Consider the following 19,367-nt stretch of genomic DNA (forward strand, 5'->3'; position numbering starts at 1 on the left):
GTTAATTCAATACAACAATCGCGTTTCTGATGTTTTCAGAAATAGAAACAGTGGCTTCACTTTTCGCAATCGCAAAATATATAAATCGATGAATGTCTTCTTCCTCAAAATCTGCTTTTTTAATGATCAGCTCTTTTTTATTGGAGAATCTTAGAAAATATTCTTCGTCATAATCGTCGTACACCACTATACCTAGCTCTTGAAGATTGTATTTTTTGATGAAAAGCTCATTGTATACAATAACGCCTTTGTTGATATAATACACAGGAATCGTTTTGTTTTTTGTTACTAGGTACTGGATGAAATAGTTTAAAGCTAGAACATATACCCATATAATTGCAGTAACAATAGTGAATGTTTTAAACAGGCATAGAGCGCCAAATACAATCGCTAACAAAATAAGAACGTTTAAAACAGCTTGACTTAGTTTCAAAGGAGACCCGCTGTGCTTCTTTATCAACGCCTGCTCCCAATGAATCTTTCTTGATGCAATGATGTATTCAGTTAAGGTATAAAAACTATGAGCAATTGAAAGGGACACAAGAATCAAAGTTTGAGAGGAGGCTTTGGTAAAAAGCATCCCGGTAATTGCAACCGAAAAATACAGAACAGTAAAGAGTGTGTTACGCGTTAGCATTGTCTTTAACTATTGATATGACGAAGCATCGTAGGTAAATATCGGGAAAACAATCTGATTTCATTTTATAGCTACTATTAGTTGTTAGAGAAATATGCTTCCTAACATGTGTCTGCCTGGAAATAATTGATAATTACTATATGAAATATATTGATACATTACTGTACAGTAAGTGTGCGGGCTAATCTGTGGCTAGTTCAGAATTGTCCTCGCCGGATTTAGCGGCAGATTTGAAGAAATTAACTGTTTTCAAATCTTCAATTATTTGCACCTCGGGTATCATGACTCCCGGCTTCTTCAACATACGATCGGCTAAAAAATGAATGGCGGCTCTCACTTCTTTGTATTGATCGTAGATATCATGCACTGCTTGTTTGGCTTCTTCGGGCGGCCAAGCTTGATCAACTTTTTCCAGATAATCGTGAATATTTTGGATCACATTCAAGTCTTCTCCTTGTTGTGTATATCCTTTTGAATTTGTGCCCAAATAGTAATTGGGAACATTGAAAACTTTTTGAACAATCAAGTCGCCGGCATACAAAATCAACAATTGTTTCTTGGCAAATTGAATAGTGCCCTCATCTCTCGGTAAGGCATCCCTGTTTAGGTTGATGATCATACTATTTTTGATCAAGTCAAATTCATTATGAAACGGAGCTGTATCGATTAAAGCAGTGCCATGTATGTCTGCATACTCAGGACGGATGATTTCCGGCTTACCGGCCGTCACATTCAGGATGACTCCTTTACAACGAAATCCGCAATGAATGCCCATAATAGCATGTGCGGCTTCGTGAAAGGCAACGTGCTTTTGATAATTGGGATCCTCCGTTGGTTTGGGTCTTTGTAATATAAAAAGCAGCAGTCCTACAAAAATAGCTATCGCAAGTTCAACAGGCATTTTGCAACTAGTTGTGTTTTGATATCAAAAGGAAGATATTAAATTTAGATGGAAGTTCCAATACCAATGCTACAGCGCATAGCCTTCTATAAGGTAATCTTCTGCTTTTTTATATCTGTTCGAATGTTCTTGAATTCAATTGTTTACCCGTCAATTAAAACACTGATGGCGCTAAAATCATTCATGGTTATTGAGAAGCAATGATTTTTATCATGAATTGAGTCGAATGAAATTTCCCAAACGATGGGTTTCGATTCCATTCTAGGAAGGTGGATAAAAGTGGGTTGAAACTCGACTGAAAAATCTTCTATCTTAAAGTCTTCTTGCCAATTTCTGAATTCATCTTCAATAATTGGGATGATTGATTGAGAGATCGATGCGTAGTTTTTTTCAATTTCTTTGTAGAATTCAACTTGACTTGCTGTTGGTCCGCTAGGCGCGGCATCAATGAACAACTCTATGACTTCAGTTGATAAGGAAAAGGGCATTTTTGCGTAAAAGTAGTCGTTGCCGGTAAAATTCTTCCGACTGCTATAGATGAGCTCACCAAAAAAATCGTGCTGCACGATAAGCTTTTTTCCGAAGAATAGATCGAAGAGCCCCATATTATTTTATTAGTTAGAGTGAATGGATTTCTTATTCGAACCTAGTTCGTATATGTAAAAGATTCAATTAGCAGGTTATCTAATTACCGCTATTTAATTCTTCCGTATTTCTTTAATAAGTCCACAACCAACTTTTGCGGCAATGCATATGCTTTGTTTCCATTGATGCCCTCCATTGTTTCCGCTGCAACCATGGCATTGATAATTGCCTCTTCAACTGCTTGAACGGTGGCATCAAATAGTGGATTGATTAAATCATTCGGTAATTGTTCTACAGTGGTGAACGATTCGCGTTGAAAAGCAGTGCTATTTGCGGTAGAGAAAGCAATAAAAATATCGCCTGATCCATTTTCCCCTCTGCCACCTACAATTCCAACACCCAATGGCACTCTAGCCGCTATACGCTTGAGTTGATGAGGCAATAAGGGTGCATCCGTTGCTACTACAACAATGATGGATCCATCTCCTTCTTGACGATAAGAAGGGGCTGCCTTAAATTCATAGTTCAATGTATCTTTTAATTCACGACCAATGGGTACACCGGCAATGGTCAGATTCTGTTTGGCTCCAAAATTAGACTGAACAAGAACACCCACTGTATAACTGGAATCTTTGATTTTTATTACTCTTGAAGCCGTTCCAGTGCCGCCTTTGAAACCTAAACACATCATGCCGGTGCCTCCTCCAACATTTCCTTCAGCTAGAGATCCTGATTTCGCATTGTCCAATGCTTCAAAAGCATTGCTTTCCTTTACATGAAAGCCGTAAATATCGTTCAAGAAGCCGTCGTAAGTTTCTGCTACTACCGGGTAAGTATACCAGAAATCTTCTTTGTACCATCCCATTCTTACAAACCATTTTAGTACAGCATCTCTTACCACTCCCACGCTATTCGTATTGGTGATCAATATAGGCGTTTCCAAGAAACCCGATTCTGTGATCCAAGTGGTTCCTGTCATTTCACCATTGCCATTTAGGGAATACCAATTCGCGTATACCGGATTGTTATTTCTTCCTCTTGGAAGAATGGCTGTAACTCCGGTTCTTACCGGGCCCTTGCCGCGAATATTTTTACCCTCGCCGGAGATGATAGTGCTGTAACCTACTTCTACGCCTTTTACATCGGTAATTGCATTGTGCTTTCCCGTGATTCCCTTAAATGGAATTCCAATATCTCTTGCCCTGGGTTTTTGAGCATAGATAGTATTGTTTAAGAAAAATAGTAAGCAAATGAGGAGGAGTTGACGCATGAGGGCAAGTTTAGTTGTAAGAAAATTAATAATATAAATTATTTCATGGAATGAAAGGCTACAATATTCCCTTCAGTATCTGCTTTTTGTATTGCTAAAAGCAAAGCGAGAAAGAAAAGTGTATCTAGCTTGCTAGCATTAATTTACGTAGGATTTAACGAATCGGAAAATAATGTTTTTGAAAGGGGAGAATGAGTGAGCAAGCGTCACACGTTAAAAAAGTACCTATTCCTTATTTCTCCAGTCTGCTCGATCGATTATAAAACTACTTTCTTGCTTCTTAAAACCCACTTTAGGATAGTATTCCATTGCAGTGGGTACTGAAAGCAATAGTAACATCGATTGATCGCCCAATTTCTCTTTCGTTAAGCGAATCAGCTCTTTTCCAATGCCTTCTTTTTGGTATTCTTTTCTAATAGCAAGATCTGCTAAATAGCACGACCAAACCCAGTCCGTTATGGATCGCGCAACGCCTACCAACAGGTCGCCATCCCAAGCGCTGATGATCAAGTTCGAATTCTCGTACATCTTCTGAATTCGTTTCGAGTCGTGAATCGGTCTTGGTAAATCGGCACTTCCATAAAGGTCAATGATTGCTGCTGCATCGGGACAAATAGTATCGCTGTAAGTGAGTTTCATGATGTGAATCTAGTGATTTGTTGCAGTTTTACAGTTGCATTACCTTTTTTAAGAAGACTATTTTAGAAAGGCTGTGATAAATTCTAGTAGAAGGGAGGTTTGCATCATTAAACTTACATGCGCTTGCGATGGTAGTATGGCAAGTTGCGACGCAGGCATAGGCCTTAAATCTGCCGAAATGCCTCCTCCTAATAATTGGTAGGTTTTTGCCAATTCAATTTTATCTACTCCGTCATTATCGCCCGAGATGATTAAAACCGGCTTTTTTAGTGCAGCAATTTTGGCATCGCCTACATCAAATGATACCTGAGAGAAATCAAACATTTGTTTCAAGAATTTATGCCATTTCGATTTATCAGGCGCAACTGCGTCGTAGCCGATTTGCAAAGGACTGCCATCGAACAACTCGGGCTTAAAATCGGTAAAAGCATTGTTTACCTCAGGCAACCAGCCACTAGATTTGTAGGTTGAAGAGAGAATGACCAATCTTCTCAAGCGTTTTGGAAAGTCAACCGCAAATTGATAGGCTATAGAACCTCCCATGCTGTAGCCTGCAACATCGGCAGTGTCAATTCTTAGATAATCCATTACTTTTGCTACGTCACTGGCCAGGGTTTTGATGTCAAGTTTTCGATCAGAGTACGGCGAATGGCCATGACTCTGCATTTCAAGGGCAATCACTTTTCGCGTTTTCGACAGTTCCGGTAACAGTTCGGCCCAATTCATTGAAATCGTATAAAAGGCGCCGTGAAGAAGAATTAATGGTTTGCCTTCCCCATATACTTCATAATACACTTTGATTCCGTTAACAGGAGCATATCCTACTTGAGAGGGAGCTACTTGTTGCCCCTTTGTTGAATTTGCTAACAATAGCAGCAAAAAAGTGACCAGTAGTGATGTCTTTTTCATATCGATTGATTAGAGTTCAGTACTATTAACTTTTCAAAGGTAAGCGGCTGTTCAATAGAAATGGAAGGACGAAAGCGTCAAGTTCAGGGGTGTATTGCGACGGGAAGTGCCGGAATCAATGGTTTTTTAAATCTCAATGATATCTCTAGGGAGTAACTACAGGGTGTTTATTCTTATACATTCCAAAGCAAGTTCCGGTTGATGCTTGCTTTTTTCTTGGTCGAGTTTGAAACCAAGCTTTAAAAGCAATTGCAGGGAAGCATTATTTTGAGGGTGTACATTGGCTTCAATCTTCTTTATTGAAAGGGAATCAAATGCAAAATTCAGGGCTGCGTTTAATGCTTCTTTCATCACACCTTTCCCTTGGTGCTCAGGCATTAGTTCATATCCAATTTCACCTTTGTGGTCTGTTTCTGAGATGTTGTAGAATGCGATACAGCCAATGATAGTGTCATCCGTTTTTAAATGGATACCCCAGTAAATGGCCTTGCCTTCTTGAAAATACTTCGTTACATTTTCGATAAAGCTGCGCGCCTCATCAATACTTGTACACAATTTTCGGTCGATGTATTTGTTTACAGATGAATTGGATCGAAGCCGAAAAATAGCGTTTGCATCAGATAGCATTACTTGCCTGAGTACTAGTCTAGTGCTTTCTAATTTTGGAAATAAAGAAAAAGGAAATATGGTCATAAATGGAGCAGCTGTTAGAGATGGTAAATCTTTGGATAGTATTCGTTTTTAGGATCAACTTGCTTGTTCTCAAATGTATTACCAAAATTTCCACCAAGGCTTTTTAGCAACTTGAATACTTTTTTGCTCGTTTTTAATCTGTTCAATTTGTGAATTTAATTCAGCATTGTTAATGAGCTGTTTTACCGTGAATTGTTTTAATTGTTCTGCAGCGTAGTAGTCTATCCCCAAAGTGGCTGCCAGTTCAATAATATCGTCGTAATATAGGTCTTCGTTGATGTTCAGATTTGCTTCTTGAGGAAGAGGTGTGCCTGTATTTTCGATGGTTTCTCCGTCTTCTATAAAGAACGTTCGGGATACTGTAGGAGTGAAGTGCCAGAAACCATGACTATTGCTCGTGCTTTGACTTAAGAAAGAATAAATACACAATCTACCTTCTAGAGCATTCTTCTGTAAAGCTTCTGTATCAGTACACAAGAGGAGAGAATGGTCTTCAATTATTGTCCAATTGTTTTGAAACCAAACAACTCTTCGCTGTGAAAAATCGTTGGGCTCGAGGTATTCTTGTTCAATGATTTTACTGGCTTCTGCCCATGAATTCAGATGAAGGTCTTTGTTGGTGTCTATCAATTGAAAGCGACTGAATATTTCAGCAAGACTTGATAATTGATTTCCTTCTATGGCAATGAATCCGATGGTAGTGCTCATGGTTGATGGTTTGGAATCTATCTCAATAATAAAATAAAGATAATTATTTTGATTATTGCGAAGTATACGATACTCGAAGGCTCCAACCTAAGCGCCGCCGTCGATTTATTGCGGCGGCATTTTGTAAGTTTGTGTATGGTAGCAGCGCGATTCATCGCACTGAAAAATCTGTATCAGTTTTAGAAGGCGTTGAATAGTTTTTTAGTAAGGTATTCCGGGGCCTTAGAACTACTCCACTTCGTAACTAACTTCCTTTTTTACAACGATTCTTTTATTATAAAGAATATAGTCTATTACAATAGGAATTCGATATACACCTTTTGCTTCCGGAGCTTTCATTTTGTATTGAAAGAATCCATTTTCTGAGCTTGCAATGGGTGTACCATTCACCAATATCTTGGGATAGCTAGGGTAGCTTAAGAAGCCAAGACCAACATTTATTTCCAATTCCTCTTTTGCCTTTAACTTCTTTACATTCTGATTTATCAATGGAGTTTCATTGTAATAACTGTCATCATAGTTAGGAACTCTACTATTACAGTATTCTATAAAGTAGGTTTCGCTCAATGAAACTTGACTTTGAAGTTTTGTGAGAATTGCCAATGCTTGTTCTTTGGAAATATTTGCTTTGATTTGATCGATAGAGTCCGCTACTGTTTGTAAGCTCTTGCAAATAGTAGTGAATCGACTGAATGCTGAGCTGTCTAATTGTTCATAGGCTCGGCCGTAGGCTTGCAGGTTTTTGCGAATGCTGTCTGTTGAAAAAGGTGTATTTTTTGATCGAATATTTTCTTTTAGTAGAATGATTTGGCTGTCTAAAGTAGTAGAGTAAGCTTTAATTGAATCAGCGATTAAATACCATCTTTTGGCTCTTTCTGCTGTTGATGGATCATAGGTTTTTGCTAGAAGTTGATGAAAGTTCTGTTGAGTAAGACTCTTGGATACTTTAATATTTTCTTCCAATTCTTGAGTAATAGCAGTGAGGGTAAGTTCTTGATTGGAGATTCTTGATCTACATGATGTAATTATCAATAAAGTAAGAACGATGGCTGATAATAATTCACTTTTATAAAACATAGTCTTATTGTTTGATAGAATTGTACAGAATCTATTTTCAAAATCTTGAACAGGCTGAGTAGTCATTAGGACTGGTCAGTGTAATTTTTGAGTTTTCGGAGAAAGGCCCACCAGGGCAAGCTGAGGCCTCAAATCTCCGGCAATGATATCTTTCTCCATCTGGAAAGAATTCGAACCGCAACAACAATCACAATACAAACCGACATTGAAATATTGAAGTTCACTCCCTGCTTCTCCAAGAGTACTTGAATGGTTCCGCCAACCAAGCAAGCGGTTGCATAGAGTTCACCTTTTTTGAGTAAGTCGGGAACCGTATTGCTGAGGATGTCGGCCAGCAATCCACCAAAGGAAGCTCCAATGGTTCCCAAGATCACGGCATAGCCGCTGTTGATTTCTGCCAGAATACATTTTTGAATTCCCAATGCAGTGAAGAGACCAAGTCCAATGGCATCGGTAATGAAAATGGTATACTTTAGCTTGAGTACTTTTTGATTGAATAGAAAGACAAGAATCAGGGCAAGCAGCACTAGTAGAAGTGCCGTATAATCGTTGATCCAACTCAAAGGGCGAATGCCTAATAGGATGTCGCGAATGGTTCCTCCGCCATATGCGGTTACAAAAGCCAAGAGTGCTGCGCCAAAGATATCCATTTGATGCCTGCGTGCTTTCAGCGCACCCGTGAGTGCGAAAACAAACGTTCCTATGTATGAAACCAAGCTAAGAAAATCCATTGGTGGTCTTTTTTGAAGAAATGCTGAATTCTACAAAGTCATAAAGGTAGCTTTTTAGATGGAAGCTGGGGAGGTTTTGGGAACTTTGCTAAAGTGTCGATGGCGGGGGCGTGTACTGTACTTGAAATAGTGTTTGGTTGGACTATGTCAAGTTTAAATTATTCAGCTTTTGGGAACATTCAGTTGCATCACTTCTTGCAATAGAGCGGGCAGTCCATCCTTACCAATCAGATCATTATCCCAAAAGCTCATAACGCAACTTACATAGTAAAGAGTAGCGGGAGCGGCAACAAAGTACACCGTTAGCGTTTTGGCGCCACTCATACCCACCAGCAGCGATTTCACTCCCTTGATATCGTACACTGCTTTGATGGCTTTGGCGGGTTTTCCTTCAAATAGGATGTCAACAGTATCTTCAGAAAGGATCTTCCCTACTTTCTTAGATTTGATTAAATTGTATTGGTCAGTAATTCCGGCCGACGCTCCAACAAGTGTTTTATGGACACTCCAATTCATTTGTCCGTTGTACGGACATTGTACATTGTTGATTCCCATCCAATGGCAACTTCCTCCCAACTTTATCATTCTCCCGGCAAAATTGATGCTATCAATTTCAATTCTATGGAAAAGAGACGACGGTATTTTTTTGTTAAGAATCAGCTGCGTTAAATTACGTTCAAAGTCTTTATCTCCCGGATGGAATCCACCGAAAGTGATGGCAGTAATTCCCCCTGTATTATTCTCAATAAAATAGTAGGAAGTGTATTGAACAGTCCCTGTAATTATTTCCTCCGATTTTGATACAACATAATTCTGGCCGCCCAAGATACTATCACTAACTACTAGATCGGATTCTTTGATATTGTACCGTTTGTATTTCTTAAGGATGTTTTTTTTGCTAAACTCACCGGGCATATTCTGACTTGTAATTTCAATGCCGTCCACATTAAAGAAATCGACTCCATTGTTGGAAATTGCTTGCAGCCGAGTAAATAGGCTATCGTCGACTTGTGCTAAAAGATTCGTATTTAAAAGACTCAAAAGTAGTAAGAGCCAGAAGTTTATTTTCATGGAAGAACCAGTTTGTTAGTACTGTTGTATTGAACTCTTAATTTAGTTCAATTCATTGATATATTCCAAAGCACTTTTTGGTCTTTCTAAAACAGCTCCTATTGATAGTAGTAGGTAGCCATCAGTATTGATGAGCAGTTGGAGTGGTGCTTTCATCAGTAGATTGATTTCTGTTTTTGATCAAGTGTGATTACCCACCATTTGTGCTTTTCATGTTCTATTCAAATTACTCGTCTGATACTTTATTCCTTCCTTATAATTCTGCAGTGTCAACGCTTCTGTTGCTCCGCGGCGCTTTTCATTATTAAGTTAATATAATTTTATTGTTTAAAGTACCTTCTATCTATTCTTGTCGAAAACGTTATTTAGTGCGAATTTCGAGCATTCTTCGCAAGGCCGCAGGCCTGAAGAAGGATGCGAGAAATCTGGGTGGTTTTAAATACTTCCCCGTCATTCCGATCGACTGAGTTTGCGCAGCAAATGAAGGAGAGAGGAACCTCAAAACGCTTTGTTATGGAAGGAGCGTTTTTGAAACTGTTTTTTTCACTAAACTCAATGGTGAGTTTTTGAGTGATTTAGTTGTTTGGTTTTTGAGTGGGGCATTTAAAACGACACCGGTTTGAATTTGTTCTTTTGGGCATTCTTGCGTGAAGATGAGCGCTATAAGTCAATGGTGAAGCAACTTAAAAACTAAACAACTAAATTACTTAATACCATGTAGCTTTAATGCTTCGAAACCGGCTTCTTTCTATAAAACCCATTCTGAGGTTCCTCTCTTCGCTTTTTTGCTTCGCAAAAAATGCTCGTTCGGAATGACGGGCTGGGGAGGGAATAACCCAGATTTCTCCCATCACTTCGCTTGACCTTCTCAGTACCTTCGGTACGCTCAGGTCTGCGCTCGGTGCTGCTCGAAATAGCGGCTTCAGAGAAAAACCTCGGCGTATTATGTTTCTTTCACCATCCAAGTACTTTTCTGATTGTTGATCTTAGTGGGATAGTTAAAAATAGGCGTATGTTTTATGTTTATATTCTGACAAATCCTGGTAAGACAGTTCTCTACATTGGTTTAACCAATGATTTGAAACGGCGATTAACTGAACACATTGAAGAACGAGGTGGACAAAATAGCTTTACTGTGAAATACAACTGTTATCAGTTGATTTATTATGAAGAATTTGCATCAATAAAAGACGCTATCTTAAGAGAAAAGGAACTCAAAAAATGGCGACGAGAAAAGAAAGAACAGTTGATTGCTTCGAAGAATCCGAAATGGCGTTTTTTGAATCCTGACATATTAAGGAGCAGCTGATCGCCAAATAATTTCATTACAGAGATAAGCTCGTCTTTGTTTCGGAGTTGTTTTTGGTGCGAATTTCGAGCATTCTTCGCAAGGCCGCAGGCCTGAAGAAGGATGCGAGAAATCTGGGTTGTTAATAAAAAATCCCGTCATCCCGAACGAGCGAGGCTGCGAAGCAGCCGATGCGAGAGAGGAACCTCAAAACGCTTTGTTATGGAAGGAGCGTTTTTGAAACTGTTTTTTTCACTAAACTCAATGGTGAGTTTTTGAGTGATTTAGTTGTTTGGTTTTTGAGTGGGGCATTTAAAACGACACCGGTTTGAATTTGTTCTTTTGGGCATTCTTGCGTGAAGATGAGCGCTATAAGTCAATGGTGAAGCAACTTAAAAACTAAACAACTAAATTACTTAATACCATGTAGCTTTAATGCTTCGAAACCGGCTTCTTTCTATAAAACCCATTCTGAGGTTCCTCTCTTCGCTTTTTTGCTTCGCAAAAAATGCTCGTTCGGAATGACGGGCTGGGGAGGGAATAACCCAGATTTCTCCCATCACTTCGCTTGACCTTCTCAGTACCTTCGGTACGCTCAGGTCTGCGCTCGGTGCTGCTCGAAATAGCGGCTTCAGAGAAAAACCTCGGCGTATTATGTTTCTTTCACCATCCAAGTACTTTTCTGATTGTTGATCTTAGTGGGATAGTTAAAAATAGGCGTATGTTTTATGTTTATATTCTGACAAATCCTGGTAAGACAGTTCTCTACATTGGTTTAACCAATGATTTGAAACGGCGATTAACTGAACACATTGAAGAACGAGGTGGAGAAAATAGCTTTACTGTGAAATACAACTGTTATCAGTTGATTTATTATGAAGAATTTGCATCAATAAAAGACGCTATCTTAAGAGAAAAGGAACTCAAAAAATGGCGACGAGAAAAGAAAGAACAGTTGATTGCTTCGAAGAATCCGAAATGGCGTTTTTTGAATCCTGACATATTAAGGAGCAGCTGATCGCCAAATAATTTCATTACAGAGATAAGCTCGTCTTTGTTTCGGAGTTGTTTTTGGTGCGAATTTCGAGCATTCTTCGCAAGGCCGCAGGCCTGAAGAAGGATGCGAGAAATCTGGGTGTTTATTATACAACCCCGTCATCCCGAACGAGCGAGGCTGCGAAGCAGCCGCAGCGAGAGAGGGACCTCAAAACGCGTTGTTATGAAATAGGCGCTTTTTAAAGGGATTTTTTTTCACTAAACTCGTTGGTGAGTTTTTGAGTGGTTTAGTTGTTTGGTTTTTGAGTTTGGCACTACAAAAAGATACCGGCATGAATTTGTTCTTTTGGGCTTTTTTGCGTGAAGATGAGTATCATGCTACAAGTGTTTGAAACTCTTTAATACGAAGAAAACACAACTAGCCAAAATGTATGGCTGTGGGTGATTTATCCATCAAGTTGATTGATTCTCCAAGGTTACTTTTTTCCACCAGCTATTTTTTGAGTCTTTTTATTTCTTCTAAATCTTTCTTGGCCATTTCAGAAGAGAGTGGGGGACAATTAGCATGGCATTGTACTATAAAGAGAGGTCCCTTTTGGCTTGTTTCGAAGGCATAAATTAAATAGGGTTCTCCTATTTTTAAGAATATCCCGCAATCACTTTCCTCAGTCAATACAACCATTTCTTTTTTAGTGCTATCTCCCTTAATTGTTGTGTGCACACTTATAAAGAATTCGTTATAGCTCTTTCCTGTTAGAGTGTCTTTAAAGTTTGATTTTTTGCTGCTAATTATTGTTCCGGTGAAAACAGCTTTGGAATTATTCAATTTGCTTTTTACTGATGGCGTCGGTTGGTCGCAGTCACAAGCAAGAATAGTAAGATGAATGGAAAGGGCTACTAGTAATAATATGTGTTTCATTTCGACTTTATCTAATTACTTTATAAACTCTTTCTTTCACGAATCATGCCTGAAATTACAATGATTCCTATGATTGCAAACAATGCTAGTAGAATTGAAGCCACTAGTTCCTCGCTCTGTATACATTTAAGGATGAATGGGTTATCGTAAAGTTCATAGAAAGTTGCTAGTGTACAAGTAATTACTAAAATTACTGCGCATGCAAACAGTTTGAGTGACACATTGTTGTCTTGTTTTCTCGCATTTGAATATAGGTAGAGTACAATATTAGTTATGATAATAAAAACGTAGAGCGAGTATTCCCCCGGGGCGTCGTGTGGATTATGACCGGCTGCATAAATCAATAGCTTGCCCAGCAAAAACAGTGGAATGGCTTGTAACAGTACCGTTCGATAGATGGGCAATGATATTTTAAAGAGAAATTTCATATTTGGTTCATTCGAAACTAATTTTCTTTACTTTACTGCTGGAGGATTGGTTAATTCGTGAACAAATAATCTTTTTATACTAATCATTTTAATTCGCTTATTTTTCATTCACGATCCCAACCACATTGCCCCTTAATTCTAGTCTCCATTTCTTACCAAACCTACGATCTAAATAACGTTCTACTTTTCTGTTATATTCGGACATGGCTTCATGTTCATAGTCTGGTTCACAACCAAATAGGACATATTTCACGCAATACTTTTTTTCAAATAAACTGTCCCTCTTGCTAAAAGCTACCGGATCAGGTCCTCCAACTGAGAAAAAGCGAAGGGTATTGTTTAATAAATCCTTCGAAAAATTTGGTTTATTTTGTTGAAAATACTGGGCTCTCGTAGTAAGTGCTTGCACTAGAAGCAAGATTGTTAGGCTTAATAATGGTCCCCTTTTCATGTTAGTGCTAAGATTTTAGTTTCGGCTCGTACTTTTTAAAAACCATCAATGGCTTTTCCGGTGCACTTAGTTTTAATACTTCAGTGTCTAGTTGTTCAATATCGCCCTCCAGTCCTTCGATTTTTAGGTGTTTACCTTTTCTGGTTAGTTCTACTTTGCCTTCTGCATACGGCTCATTTTTCCCTTCGGTTTTATTCCAGATTAGATAAGTTCCATCAGCATTGAAGGTTACTACCAAATTCTTATTTTGTTTGTTAGCCTTTTCCATTTCTTGCATGGTTTCCTCATTTATTGGACCCTTGTACTCGAGGCCAGAATAGATCCAATTCCCGATTAACTTCTTTTTTGTTTCGGATTCTTGAGCCAGTGCGGAGGTGCAGGTTAATAGAAGGATAAACTGAAGGAGGATACTACACTTGTACATATATTTTTTTGAATTGATTCTGGTTGGAAAATTAGCAAAATTGAGTTGCTAAGCCAACATAATATGGAAAATTTAGTTCACAGCTTTTATTGTATAATAAGCTTTTGATTTAAGTTCTGTGAGCATTGCTCCTTCGATTTTTATAAACAGTATTGGCGGGAATCGCTTCTTTGTTGTATCAGGCATAGAAGTGCACGAGATTTTCAAACTGTCTTGTTTTATTTGGTAGAATACTGATGCTCCGCTTTCCCATAAACAGTCATTTGTTTTGTCATGGCGCCAATTGGTCAGCAAAGTGTCTCTTTGAGTCAATGGTGAAGCAACTTAAAAACTAAGCAACTAAATTACTTAATACCATGTAGCTTTAGTGCTTCAAAACCGGCGTCTTTCTACTAAACCCATTTCTAGGTTCCTCTCTGCGCTTTTTGCTTTGCAAAAAATGCTCGTTCGGAATGACAAACTAGGGAGGAAATAACCCAGATTTCTCGCTATCGCTCGATATTGATTCGCTGCACACGTCTTTATCAAGTCAATATAATTTCATTCTTTAATGTACCATTCGTCTAACTCTGCCGACAACGATGTCCGAAGCAATTTCGAGCATTCTTCGCAAGGCCGCAGGCCTGAAGAAGGATGCGAGAAATCTGGGTTGTAATAAGAAAATCCCGTCATCCCGAACGAGCGAGGCTGCGAAGCAGCCGCAGCGAGAGAGGGACCTCAAAACGCGTTGTTATGGAATAGGCGCTTTTTAAAGGTTTTTTTTCACTAAACTCATTGGTGAGTTATTGAGTGATTGAGTTGTTTGGTTTTTGAGTTTGGGCTTTGCGCAAGACACCGGTTTGAATTTGTTCTTTTGGGTATTTTTGCCTGAAGATGAGTACCATGCGTCAATAGTGTAATAACTTAAAAACTAAATAACTTCGCAATTAATAGAAAGGGACCTCAAAACGCATTGTTAGAGTCGAAGCGCCAATGAAGCTATTTTTTTTACTAAACTCGTTGGTGATTTTTTGAGTGATTTAGTTGTTTAGGTTTTGAGTTTGGGCATTACAAAAGATACCGGTTTGAATTTGTGCTTTGGGAATTCTTGCGTGAACTTGAGTACCATGTGTCAATAATGTATCAACTTAAGAACTTTAAAACTAAACAACTCAAAACTTCACTGTTACATTCTCACAGCCCTTTCAATCTCCTTCAAAGTATTAATATTATAGCCATACCGATTGCCGATTTTATAAAGTCCGCCAGATTCAACAGTTATCAGCAGTTCGAAAGGAGATCCTGTATATTTTCTTAGCCCTGAATGTTCTACAAGTTCTATTTTTATCTTATTAAATTCGTATTCCCTGACTTTAGTCCCTGAAAGGATACTCTCTAGAACAATCTTTATGTTGGCCTCTTCTTTATCTATTTCAATTTGGCTTACATAGTATTGAGTAATTCTATCTGCAATTCTTATTAGGAGAAGTACTGATAGTAAGAGTGCTATTTTTTCTGTTGTTAACATAAAGACATAGTTTGATACTAGTACAACTATTCCCAATAAAACAAGATACTCAAGCCAATATTTGAGTTCACTTTGCTTTTGAAGCCTACTGTCTGGTTTGAATGTGTTCATGAATAGTTTGTATTAGATGATAAACAATCTTATCTTATCTTGAACTTTTAAATGGTCCGGTAATCAAGTGTGTAAGTGATTGTTGATCGTCGGTTTGTGAGTCTTCGAGGCCATAATGAATATTCTTTGGGTCTGCTTTTTGGTAGGTACGAAAAAGTCTATCCCAGAAACTAAAGACTGCTCCATAATTTGAGTCTGTATAATGTTGTGGGTAGGAGTGGTGAATTCGATGAAAATTGGACGTTGCAAAAATAGTTTCAAAAATGCGTTCTATTTTATCAGGAAATCTGAAGTTAGCATGCTGTACGAAGAGCAATGGAAGATAAATCAAGAAGTAGATAGCTATTGTGTCAGATCCGTACCCAAAAATCAATGCAGTGAACATTTCCATCATAACTAGTCCAATATTGTCAATTGGATGAAATCGAAATGCGGTAGTTGAATCTACATCAAGATCACTGTGGTGAATTTTATGAAATCGCCATATGAAGTTTGATCTGTGGGAGATTCGGTGATAAAAGTAATCCCCACAATCCATTAATAAGAGGCCAATTCCAATTCTTAGAAAGGATGGAAGCGCAAATTGATGTAGCAAACCGAATTTCTCGGTATCAATGCATCCATACCAAGCTGTTGCAATATAATTTATAGGTGTTGTCACAACTAAATAGAAAAGAAGCACCCCTAAATTTCTGAATGTATGTATGGACCTGTTTTGTTTGAATTTAAAATAAGGCCAGATAGTTTCAATAGCAAAGAAGATACTTAATAATACAAATAAGTTTAAATTGTTTTTAAACTCTCTTATTATTAGGTCTACAACTTGTTGCATAATTTATTTATATTTAGAATTCCAGCAATAACTTAATGTAAAAAATTAGTTTGAGTTCGCTCGGATATTCTATCATTACTGCTTCTAGTAATGAATGAAGCTAAATCAGGACTGAGCAGAAGCCAAATGCTTCAATTTTCGCTCCTTTTATAAAGTCGACTTTACCGTTTGAGCTTCGCGTTTCATCATCCTTCAGTTTTAGAATATACAATAGAGGATTGGCTACTCCTTCATTCCAAAGCAGAAATGTATAGATCCTTGCTGAATCGTTTTGATTTGGAAAGTAAATGCGATGAAAGTTACTGATTAACATTTTACCGATGTATTCGATAGAATTTGTTTTGAACGATCGATCTGGCCTCGTACTTGCGCTAGTAATAATAGAGGGGGCTAAAAGCCCGTTTTTGAATATTTGAAAGGCTTCTGATTCTGAGTTTGTTAAGATGATCATACTTCTATCAAAATGAATTGTATCATTATTGATAGTTACCTTGCCTTCATATCTCGGAAATTCAATTTTAGCGGTGGCCTTTTGGATGCTTTCAAGGCATTCAGCCTGCTTTTCTGTTTGAGCCCAAAGCGAAAATGATATGCATAGATAGAATAATACTAGTACAACTGCTCGCATATAGAAGAATTTTAACTCGCAAGGTTTGAAAATACGAATATTTGAGGCGAATTGATTACCTAAGAAATCTTTCAATTTGGTTTTTATAATCCGGATTATCGGTCATTCCGTTATGCCCTTGCCCTCGAAGTGTTATCAATGTGTCGGTTGTTTTGAATTCTTTCTGAAGGTTTAAGGATGAGCCATAATAGATTACTTCATCCTGATCTCCATGAAATATGACAATTGGCGCCTGGCAGTTTTTGATGAATTCATTGGTTTCAAACTTATACTTTAAGATGAAAGTTGGAATAATTGGGAATCTGTGTTTCATCATATCTGTTAGACTATAATAAGGGGCTTGTAAAATCAGAAGTTTTGGATGATTGGTAGAGGCAATTTTTGCTGCCGGACCGGTTCCTATTGAATACCCCAATACGATGATTTTATCTTCTCGGTATATTGTTTTGAGTTTGTCATAAGCGGTTTGGATGTCTTGAAAGAATTGGTCCTGTCCATTGATCGTTCCTTCACTTTTCCCGAAACCTCGGTAGTCAGGCATAAAAACATCGTAATGCATTGCGGTATAGGTGTTAGCAACCTCACCCCAAGAGGCAATAGAACCTGCATTGCCGTGTAAATAGAAGATGACACCCTTTGAACTATCTGATTTAAAGAGAAGGGCATTGAGAATTGAACTGTCTTTAGTTTTAATGCTGAGTTCTTCGAAATTTTGCTCAAAAGAGTACTTATAATCAGAGGCTATTTTTTCGGGAAAAAAGATGAGTTTTTCCTGGCTAAAATAAAGAAGTACACATGCAAGTACGTATAGGCCAACAATGAATTTAATTGATTTGATTACTAGTTTTTTCATTGGTGTTGATGTCTTGAATAGATGATCTGGATTAGTTATTTGATAACGAAAGTATTCGCCTTTAATGGGTTTGTTATTGATCTCGGATATTTGCCTACCTTTTGTTATGTAATATCGTGATTTGGCAATCGTATATTGAGGATCCTAGACTGTGTCGGCAAGACTACCTAAAATCTGATTAATCTATTTTTGATGGGGCCAAAATTGCGAATTCATTTGAGCTCATAAGATGGTTGTTCCTAACTTGAATTGTTTACTAGGGTATAACCAAAGGCCAGTATTCTTTCTGAAGATACAATGCCAATCCGATATAAAAATTGTATGCGCATAATATTCCAAGAATTAATCGTTGGACTATTTTGTTCGAAATTACCAACGTAATAAGCAGAAAGATGAGTAGGCTTGCGGCACCGATTGCAAGCGGATAGATGTAATTAATCATTGCGCCAAGTTCTTGATGGGACATGTCGGTGGAGGTGGCAAATAAAAAAGACACTAGTGCGCAAATTGAAAGAAGAAAGAATCCCTTCATTCTTATACTAATCGTTCGTTCTTCAGGTGGCATATCCTATTTAATGATTGGGTATTGAAATTGGTTGGAACTGCTTTGTTGTATCTGGTTTAGATATGGTCTATTTAATTTCCATACCATAAGCTGCATGTATCCGTCTTTCGGCTTCTTCTCGTGTTATTCCTTCATAATAGTCACGTACAAACGGATCATCCATTTGATCATCATGTGGAAAAATTTCAGGTCTGTTATTATTGATTGCCGTTTCTACAGTTGTTTTTATTGAAAGGGTGCTTTCGTATCCTGGCAATTGATTACTTAAATACCCAAAGTAGCTGGCTATATAGTCTGGTGACTTAAAATGTGCTGCATAATCATTGTAACTCTTTTCGCTTAACGAAACCCATACGCCGTATTGCAGTGTCTCTTCTGAACCGATGATTTTTTGGTTTAACACCACTCTTATAAAGCGGTCAGTTTGATCGGAATATTGTATTATACAAAAATCATGGGTAAGTACAGCCAGTTCAATTCTTTCTTGTTCAGATAGGTTATAATAGTAGTAAGGGGCTTCATATACAATTGCTGGCAACTCTTGATGTGTTTGTCCACAAACGGAGCAGGTGAATGTCATTTTTAATTGTTTGGGCATCCATAAAAATTACAATTGTTTATTAATTTGTTTTTGAGTTTTCATCTAAATCCGAATATACAACAAGTCATCACGATGCCATTGTGTTCTTGTTTTTGTAATAGTAAGCGAGTATCTTCTATTGAATACTAGTTCAAATTTTAATCATTACGCTTCCAGCAACTAAGTCATGTATCGCTCTTTTTTTTGGATTACTGTGAATAGTTAAGAAAGAAATCCAACCCAAAAAAAACTTGATGGGATATCTCACAATTGCCTGAAGTAGATTGATTCGCTTAGTTGAGTCTGAATCCTTTCTTACTCTAATACCTTTCAAATAGTTTCCTAAAGTAGAACCAAATGTCATACAAACAGGCTCGTATACAATAAATAGTCCGGCAAATACTGATATTTTTACCCAGTCGGGTACATTTTCGTACCTGTCCAAAATACTTCCGGAGATGAACATTAATAAAACAATTAAAATTGTGTCTATAAATGTTGATTGAATTCTGTCAGTTAAAAGGGGATATTCTTCTTTCATTAATTTTGTCTTTTTTGAGTTTA

At 37.8% G+C, this 19,367-nt stretch carries 23 protein-coding genes; 2 read left to right on the plus strand and 21 right to left on the minus strand.

Translation table 11 applies throughout. From position 1 onward, the window contains the following. Nucleotide 1: 1 nt before the first annotated feature. The 11 genes from ACQ2HE_RS12060 to ACQ2HE_RS12110 form a co-directional block, all read right to left on the minus strand. Entirely contained in the window at nucleotides 2-580 is a 579-nt protein-coding gene (locus ACQ2HE_RS12060; protein ID WP_430899128.1) for a hypothetical protein, read from the minus strand. Nucleotides 581-818: 238 nt separating this feature from the next. After that, nucleotides 819-1,538: a hypothetical protein gene (locus ACQ2HE_RS12065; RefSeq protein WP_430899126.1), complete on the minus strand. Its 720-nt coding sequence runs from the start codon at nucleotides 1,536-1,538 to the stop codon at nucleotides 819-821. A 143-nt stretch (nucleotides 1,539-1,681) separates the two neighbouring features. After that, a complete protein-coding gene (locus ACQ2HE_RS12070) occupies nucleotides 1,682-2,104 on the minus strand; it encodes a hypothetical protein (RefSeq protein ID WP_430899124.1) in 423 nt (140 codons plus the stop codon). Between the two features lie 128 nt (nucleotides 2,105-2,232). After that, a complete protein-coding gene (locus ACQ2HE_RS12075) occupies nucleotides 2,233-3,393 on the minus strand; it encodes a DmpA family aminopeptidase (protein WP_430899122.1) in 1,161 nt (386 codons plus the stop codon). A 225-nt stretch (nucleotides 3,394-3,618) separates the two neighbouring features. Then, a complete protein-coding gene (locus ACQ2HE_RS12080) occupies nucleotides 3,619-4,032 on the minus strand; it encodes a GNAT family N-acetyltransferase (RefSeq protein WP_430899120.1) in 414 nt (137 codons plus the stop codon). Nucleotides 4,033-4,089: 57 nt separating this feature from the next. Next, a complete protein-coding gene (locus ACQ2HE_RS12085; protein ID WP_430899118.1) occupies nucleotides 4,090-4,941 on the minus strand; it encodes an alpha/beta fold hydrolase in 852 nt (283 codons plus the stop codon). 156 nt (nucleotides 4,942-5,097) lie between these two features. Then, nucleotides 5,098-5,634 carry a GNAT family N-acetyltransferase gene (locus ACQ2HE_RS12090; protein WP_430899116.1) on the minus strand — a complete coding sequence of 179 codons (537 nt, stop codon included), beginning with the start codon at nucleotides 5,632-5,634 and terminating at the stop codon, nucleotides 5,098-5,100. Nucleotides 5,635-5,712: 78 nt separating this feature from the next. Next, complete coding sequence (locus ACQ2HE_RS12095) at nucleotides 5,713-6,342, minus strand: hypothetical protein (protein ID WP_430899114.1); 630 nt, start codon at nucleotides 6,340-6,342, stop codon at nucleotides 5,713-5,715. A 228-nt stretch (nucleotides 6,343-6,570) separates the two neighbouring features. Beyond that, a complete protein-coding gene (locus ACQ2HE_RS12100) occupies nucleotides 6,571-7,419 on the minus strand; it encodes a hypothetical protein (RefSeq protein WP_430899112.1) in 849 nt (282 codons plus the stop codon). A gap of 128 nt (nucleotides 7,420-7,547) precedes the next feature. Then, a complete protein-coding gene (locus ACQ2HE_RS12105; RefSeq protein ID WP_430899110.1) occupies nucleotides 7,548-8,150 on the minus strand; it encodes a trimeric intracellular cation channel family protein in 603 nt (200 codons plus the stop codon). 162 nt (nucleotides 8,151-8,312) lie between these two features. Further along, on the minus strand, nucleotides 8,313-9,221 hold the full coding sequence (locus ACQ2HE_RS12110) for a hypothetical protein (RefSeq protein WP_430899108.1): 909 nt from the start codon (nucleotides 9,219-9,221) through the stop codon (nucleotides 8,313-8,315). Nucleotides 9,222-10,080: 859 nt separating this feature from the next. Here ACQ2HE_RS12110 and ACQ2HE_RS12115 point away from each other — a divergent pair. Both ACQ2HE_RS12115 and ACQ2HE_RS12120 read left to right on the plus strand, forming a co-directional pair. Continuing rightward, a complete protein-coding gene (locus ACQ2HE_RS12115; protein WP_430899106.1) occupies nucleotides 10,081-10,530 on the plus strand; it encodes a GIY-YIG nuclease family protein in 450 nt (149 codons plus the stop codon). Nucleotides 10,531-11,077: 547 nt separating this feature from the next. Continuing rightward, complete coding sequence (locus tag ACQ2HE_RS12120) at nucleotides 11,078-11,527, plus strand: GIY-YIG nuclease family protein (RefSeq protein WP_430902450.1); 450 nt, start codon at nucleotides 11,078-11,080, stop codon at nucleotides 11,525-11,527. A gap of 471 nt (nucleotides 11,528-11,998) precedes the next feature. On the opposite strand, the gene ACQ2HE_RS12125 is transcribed toward ACQ2HE_RS12120, so the two are convergent. The 10 genes from ACQ2HE_RS12125 to ACQ2HE_RS12170 form a co-directional block, all read right to left on the minus strand. After that, a complete protein-coding gene (locus ACQ2HE_RS12125) occupies nucleotides 11,999-12,424 on the minus strand; it encodes a hypothetical protein (protein ID WP_430899102.1) in 426 nt (141 codons plus the stop codon). A 20-nt stretch (nucleotides 12,425-12,444) separates the two neighbouring features. Beyond that, complete coding sequence (locus ACQ2HE_RS12130; RefSeq protein WP_430899100.1) at nucleotides 12,445-12,852, minus strand: hypothetical protein; 408 nt, start codon at nucleotides 12,850-12,852, stop codon at nucleotides 12,445-12,447. 97 nt (nucleotides 12,853-12,949) lie between these two features. Then, on the minus strand, nucleotides 12,950-13,303 hold the full coding sequence (locus ACQ2HE_RS19920; RefSeq protein WP_472846344.1) for an FEKKY domain-containing protein: 354 nt from the start codon (nucleotides 13,301-13,303) through the stop codon (nucleotides 12,950-12,952). A 7-nt stretch (nucleotides 13,304-13,310) separates the two neighbouring features. After that, nucleotides 13,311-13,571, minus strand: coding sequence for a hypothetical protein (locus ACQ2HE_RS12140; RefSeq protein ID WP_430899096.1), 261 nt, complete (start codon nucleotides 13,569-13,571; stop codon nucleotides 13,311-13,313). 1,321 nt (nucleotides 13,572-14,892) lie between these two features. Further along, complete coding sequence (locus tag ACQ2HE_RS12145; RefSeq protein ID WP_430899094.1) at nucleotides 14,893-15,345, minus strand: hypothetical protein; 453 nt, start codon at nucleotides 15,343-15,345, stop codon at nucleotides 14,893-14,895. Between the two features lie 34 nt (nucleotides 15,346-15,379). After that, nucleotides 15,380-16,177: a sterol desaturase family protein gene (locus tag ACQ2HE_RS12150; protein WP_430899092.1), complete on the minus strand. Its 798-nt coding sequence runs from the start codon at nucleotides 16,175-16,177 to the stop codon at nucleotides 15,380-15,382. 100 nt (nucleotides 16,178-16,277) lie between these two features. Then, nucleotides 16,278-16,805 (minus strand): hypothetical protein, encoded by a 528-nt coding sequence (locus ACQ2HE_RS12155; RefSeq protein ID WP_430899090.1) that lies wholly within the window; start codon nucleotides 16,803-16,805, stop codon nucleotides 16,278-16,280. Between the two features lie 55 nt (nucleotides 16,806-16,860). Beyond that, entirely contained in the window at nucleotides 16,861-17,658 is a 798-nt protein-coding gene (locus ACQ2HE_RS12160; RefSeq protein WP_430899088.1) for an alpha/beta hydrolase, read from the minus strand. Between the two features lie 632 nt (nucleotides 17,659-18,290). Beyond that, the gene (locus ACQ2HE_RS12165; RefSeq protein WP_430899086.1) at nucleotides 18,291-18,821 is read right to left on the minus strand and encodes a DUF2199 domain-containing protein; all 531 of its coding nucleotides are present in this window, start codon (nucleotides 18,819-18,821) and stop codon (nucleotides 18,291-18,293) included. A gap of 133 nt (nucleotides 18,822-18,954) precedes the next feature. Next, entirely contained in the window at nucleotides 18,955-19,344 is a 390-nt protein-coding gene (locus ACQ2HE_RS12170) for an RDD family protein (protein WP_430899084.1), read from the minus strand. Nucleotides 19,345-19,367: the final 23 nt, after the last annotated feature.

The sequence above is a fragment of the Endoryza foliicola genome (assembly GCF_050589245.1).
GTDB lineage: Bacteria > Bacteroidota > Bacteroidia > Chitinophagales > Chitinophagaceae > Endoryza > Endoryza foliicola.

What these genes read in the sequence shown, in the direction of transcription:
- ACQ2HE_RS12155 (WP_430899090.1), bottom strand. Translation starts at nt 16,805, where the DNA reads ATGCGAGCAGTTGTACTAGTATTATTCTATCTATGCATATCATTTTCG.
- ACQ2HE_RS12100 (WP_430899112.1), bottom strand. Translation starts at nt 7,419, where the DNA reads ATGTTTTATAAAAGTGAATTATTATCAGCCATCGTTCTTACTTTATTG.
- ACQ2HE_RS19920 (WP_472846344.1), bottom strand. Translation starts at nt 13,303, where the DNA reads ATGAAAAGGGGACCATTATTAAGCCTAACAATCTTGCTTCTAGTGCAA.
- ACQ2HE_RS12095 (WP_430899114.1), bottom strand. Translation starts at nt 6,342, where the DNA reads ATGAGCACTACCATCGGATTCATTGCCATAGAAGGAAATCAATTATCA.
- ACQ2HE_RS12065 (WP_430899126.1), bottom strand. Translation starts at nt 1,538, where the DNA reads ATGCCTGTTGAACTTGCGATAGCTATTTTTGTAGGACTGCTGCTTTTT.
- ACQ2HE_RS12085 (WP_430899118.1), bottom strand. Translation starts at nt 4,941, where the DNA reads ATGAAAAAGACATCACTACTGGTCACTTTTTTGCTGCTATTGTTAGCA.
- ACQ2HE_RS12160 (WP_430899088.1), bottom strand. Translation starts at nt 17,658, where the DNA reads ATGAAAAAACTAGTAATCAAATCAATTAAATTCATTGTTGGCCTATAC.
- ACQ2HE_RS12145 (WP_430899094.1), bottom strand. Translation starts at nt 15,345, where the DNA reads ATGAACACATTCAAACCAGACAGTAGGCTTCAAAAGCAAAGTGAACTC.
- ACQ2HE_RS12080 (WP_430899120.1), bottom strand. Translation starts at nt 4,032, where the DNA reads ATGAAACTCACTTACAGCGATACTATTTGTCCCGATGCAGCAGCAATC.
- ACQ2HE_RS12105 (WP_430899110.1), bottom strand. Translation starts at nt 8,150, where the DNA reads ATGGATTTTCTTAGCTTGGTTTCATACATAGGAACGTTTGTTTTCGCA.
- ACQ2HE_RS12165 (WP_430899086.1), bottom strand. Translation starts at nt 18,821, where the DNA reads ATGCCCAAACAATTAAAAATGACATTCACCTGCTCCGTTTGTGGACAA.
- ACQ2HE_RS12130 (WP_430899100.1), bottom strand. Translation starts at nt 12,852, where the DNA reads ATGAAATTTCTCTTTAAAATATCATTGCCCATCTATCGAACGGTACTG.
- ACQ2HE_RS12075 (WP_430899122.1), bottom strand. Translation starts at nt 3,393, where the DNA reads ATGCGTCAACTCCTCCTCATTTGCTTACTATTTTTCTTAAACAATACT.
- ACQ2HE_RS12110 (WP_430899108.1), bottom strand. Translation starts at nt 9,221, where the DNA reads ATGAAAATAAACTTCTGGCTCTTACTACTTTTGAGTCTTTTAAATACG.
- ACQ2HE_RS12150 (WP_430899092.1), bottom strand. Translation starts at nt 16,177, where the DNA reads ATGCAACAAGTTGTAGACCTAATAATAAGAGAGTTTAAAAACAATTTA.
- ACQ2HE_RS12060 (WP_430899128.1), bottom strand. Translation starts at nt 580, where the DNA reads ATGCTTTTTACCAAAGCCTCCTCTCAAACTTTGATTCTTGTGTCCCTT.
- ACQ2HE_RS12125 (WP_430899102.1), bottom strand. Translation starts at nt 12,424, where the DNA reads ATGAAACACATATTATTACTAGTAGCCCTTTCCATTCATCTTACTATT.
- ACQ2HE_RS12170 (WP_430899084.1), bottom strand. Translation starts at nt 19,344, where the DNA reads ATGAAAGAAGAATATCCCCTTTTAACTGACAGAATTCAATCAACATTT.
- ACQ2HE_RS12090 (WP_430899116.1), bottom strand. Translation starts at nt 5,634, where the DNA reads ATGACCATATTTCCTTTTTCTTTATTTCCAAAATTAGAAAGCACTAGA.
- ACQ2HE_RS12140 (WP_430899096.1), bottom strand. Translation starts at nt 13,571, where the DNA reads ATGGAAAAGGCTAACAAACAAAATAAGAATTTGGTAGTAACCTTCAAT.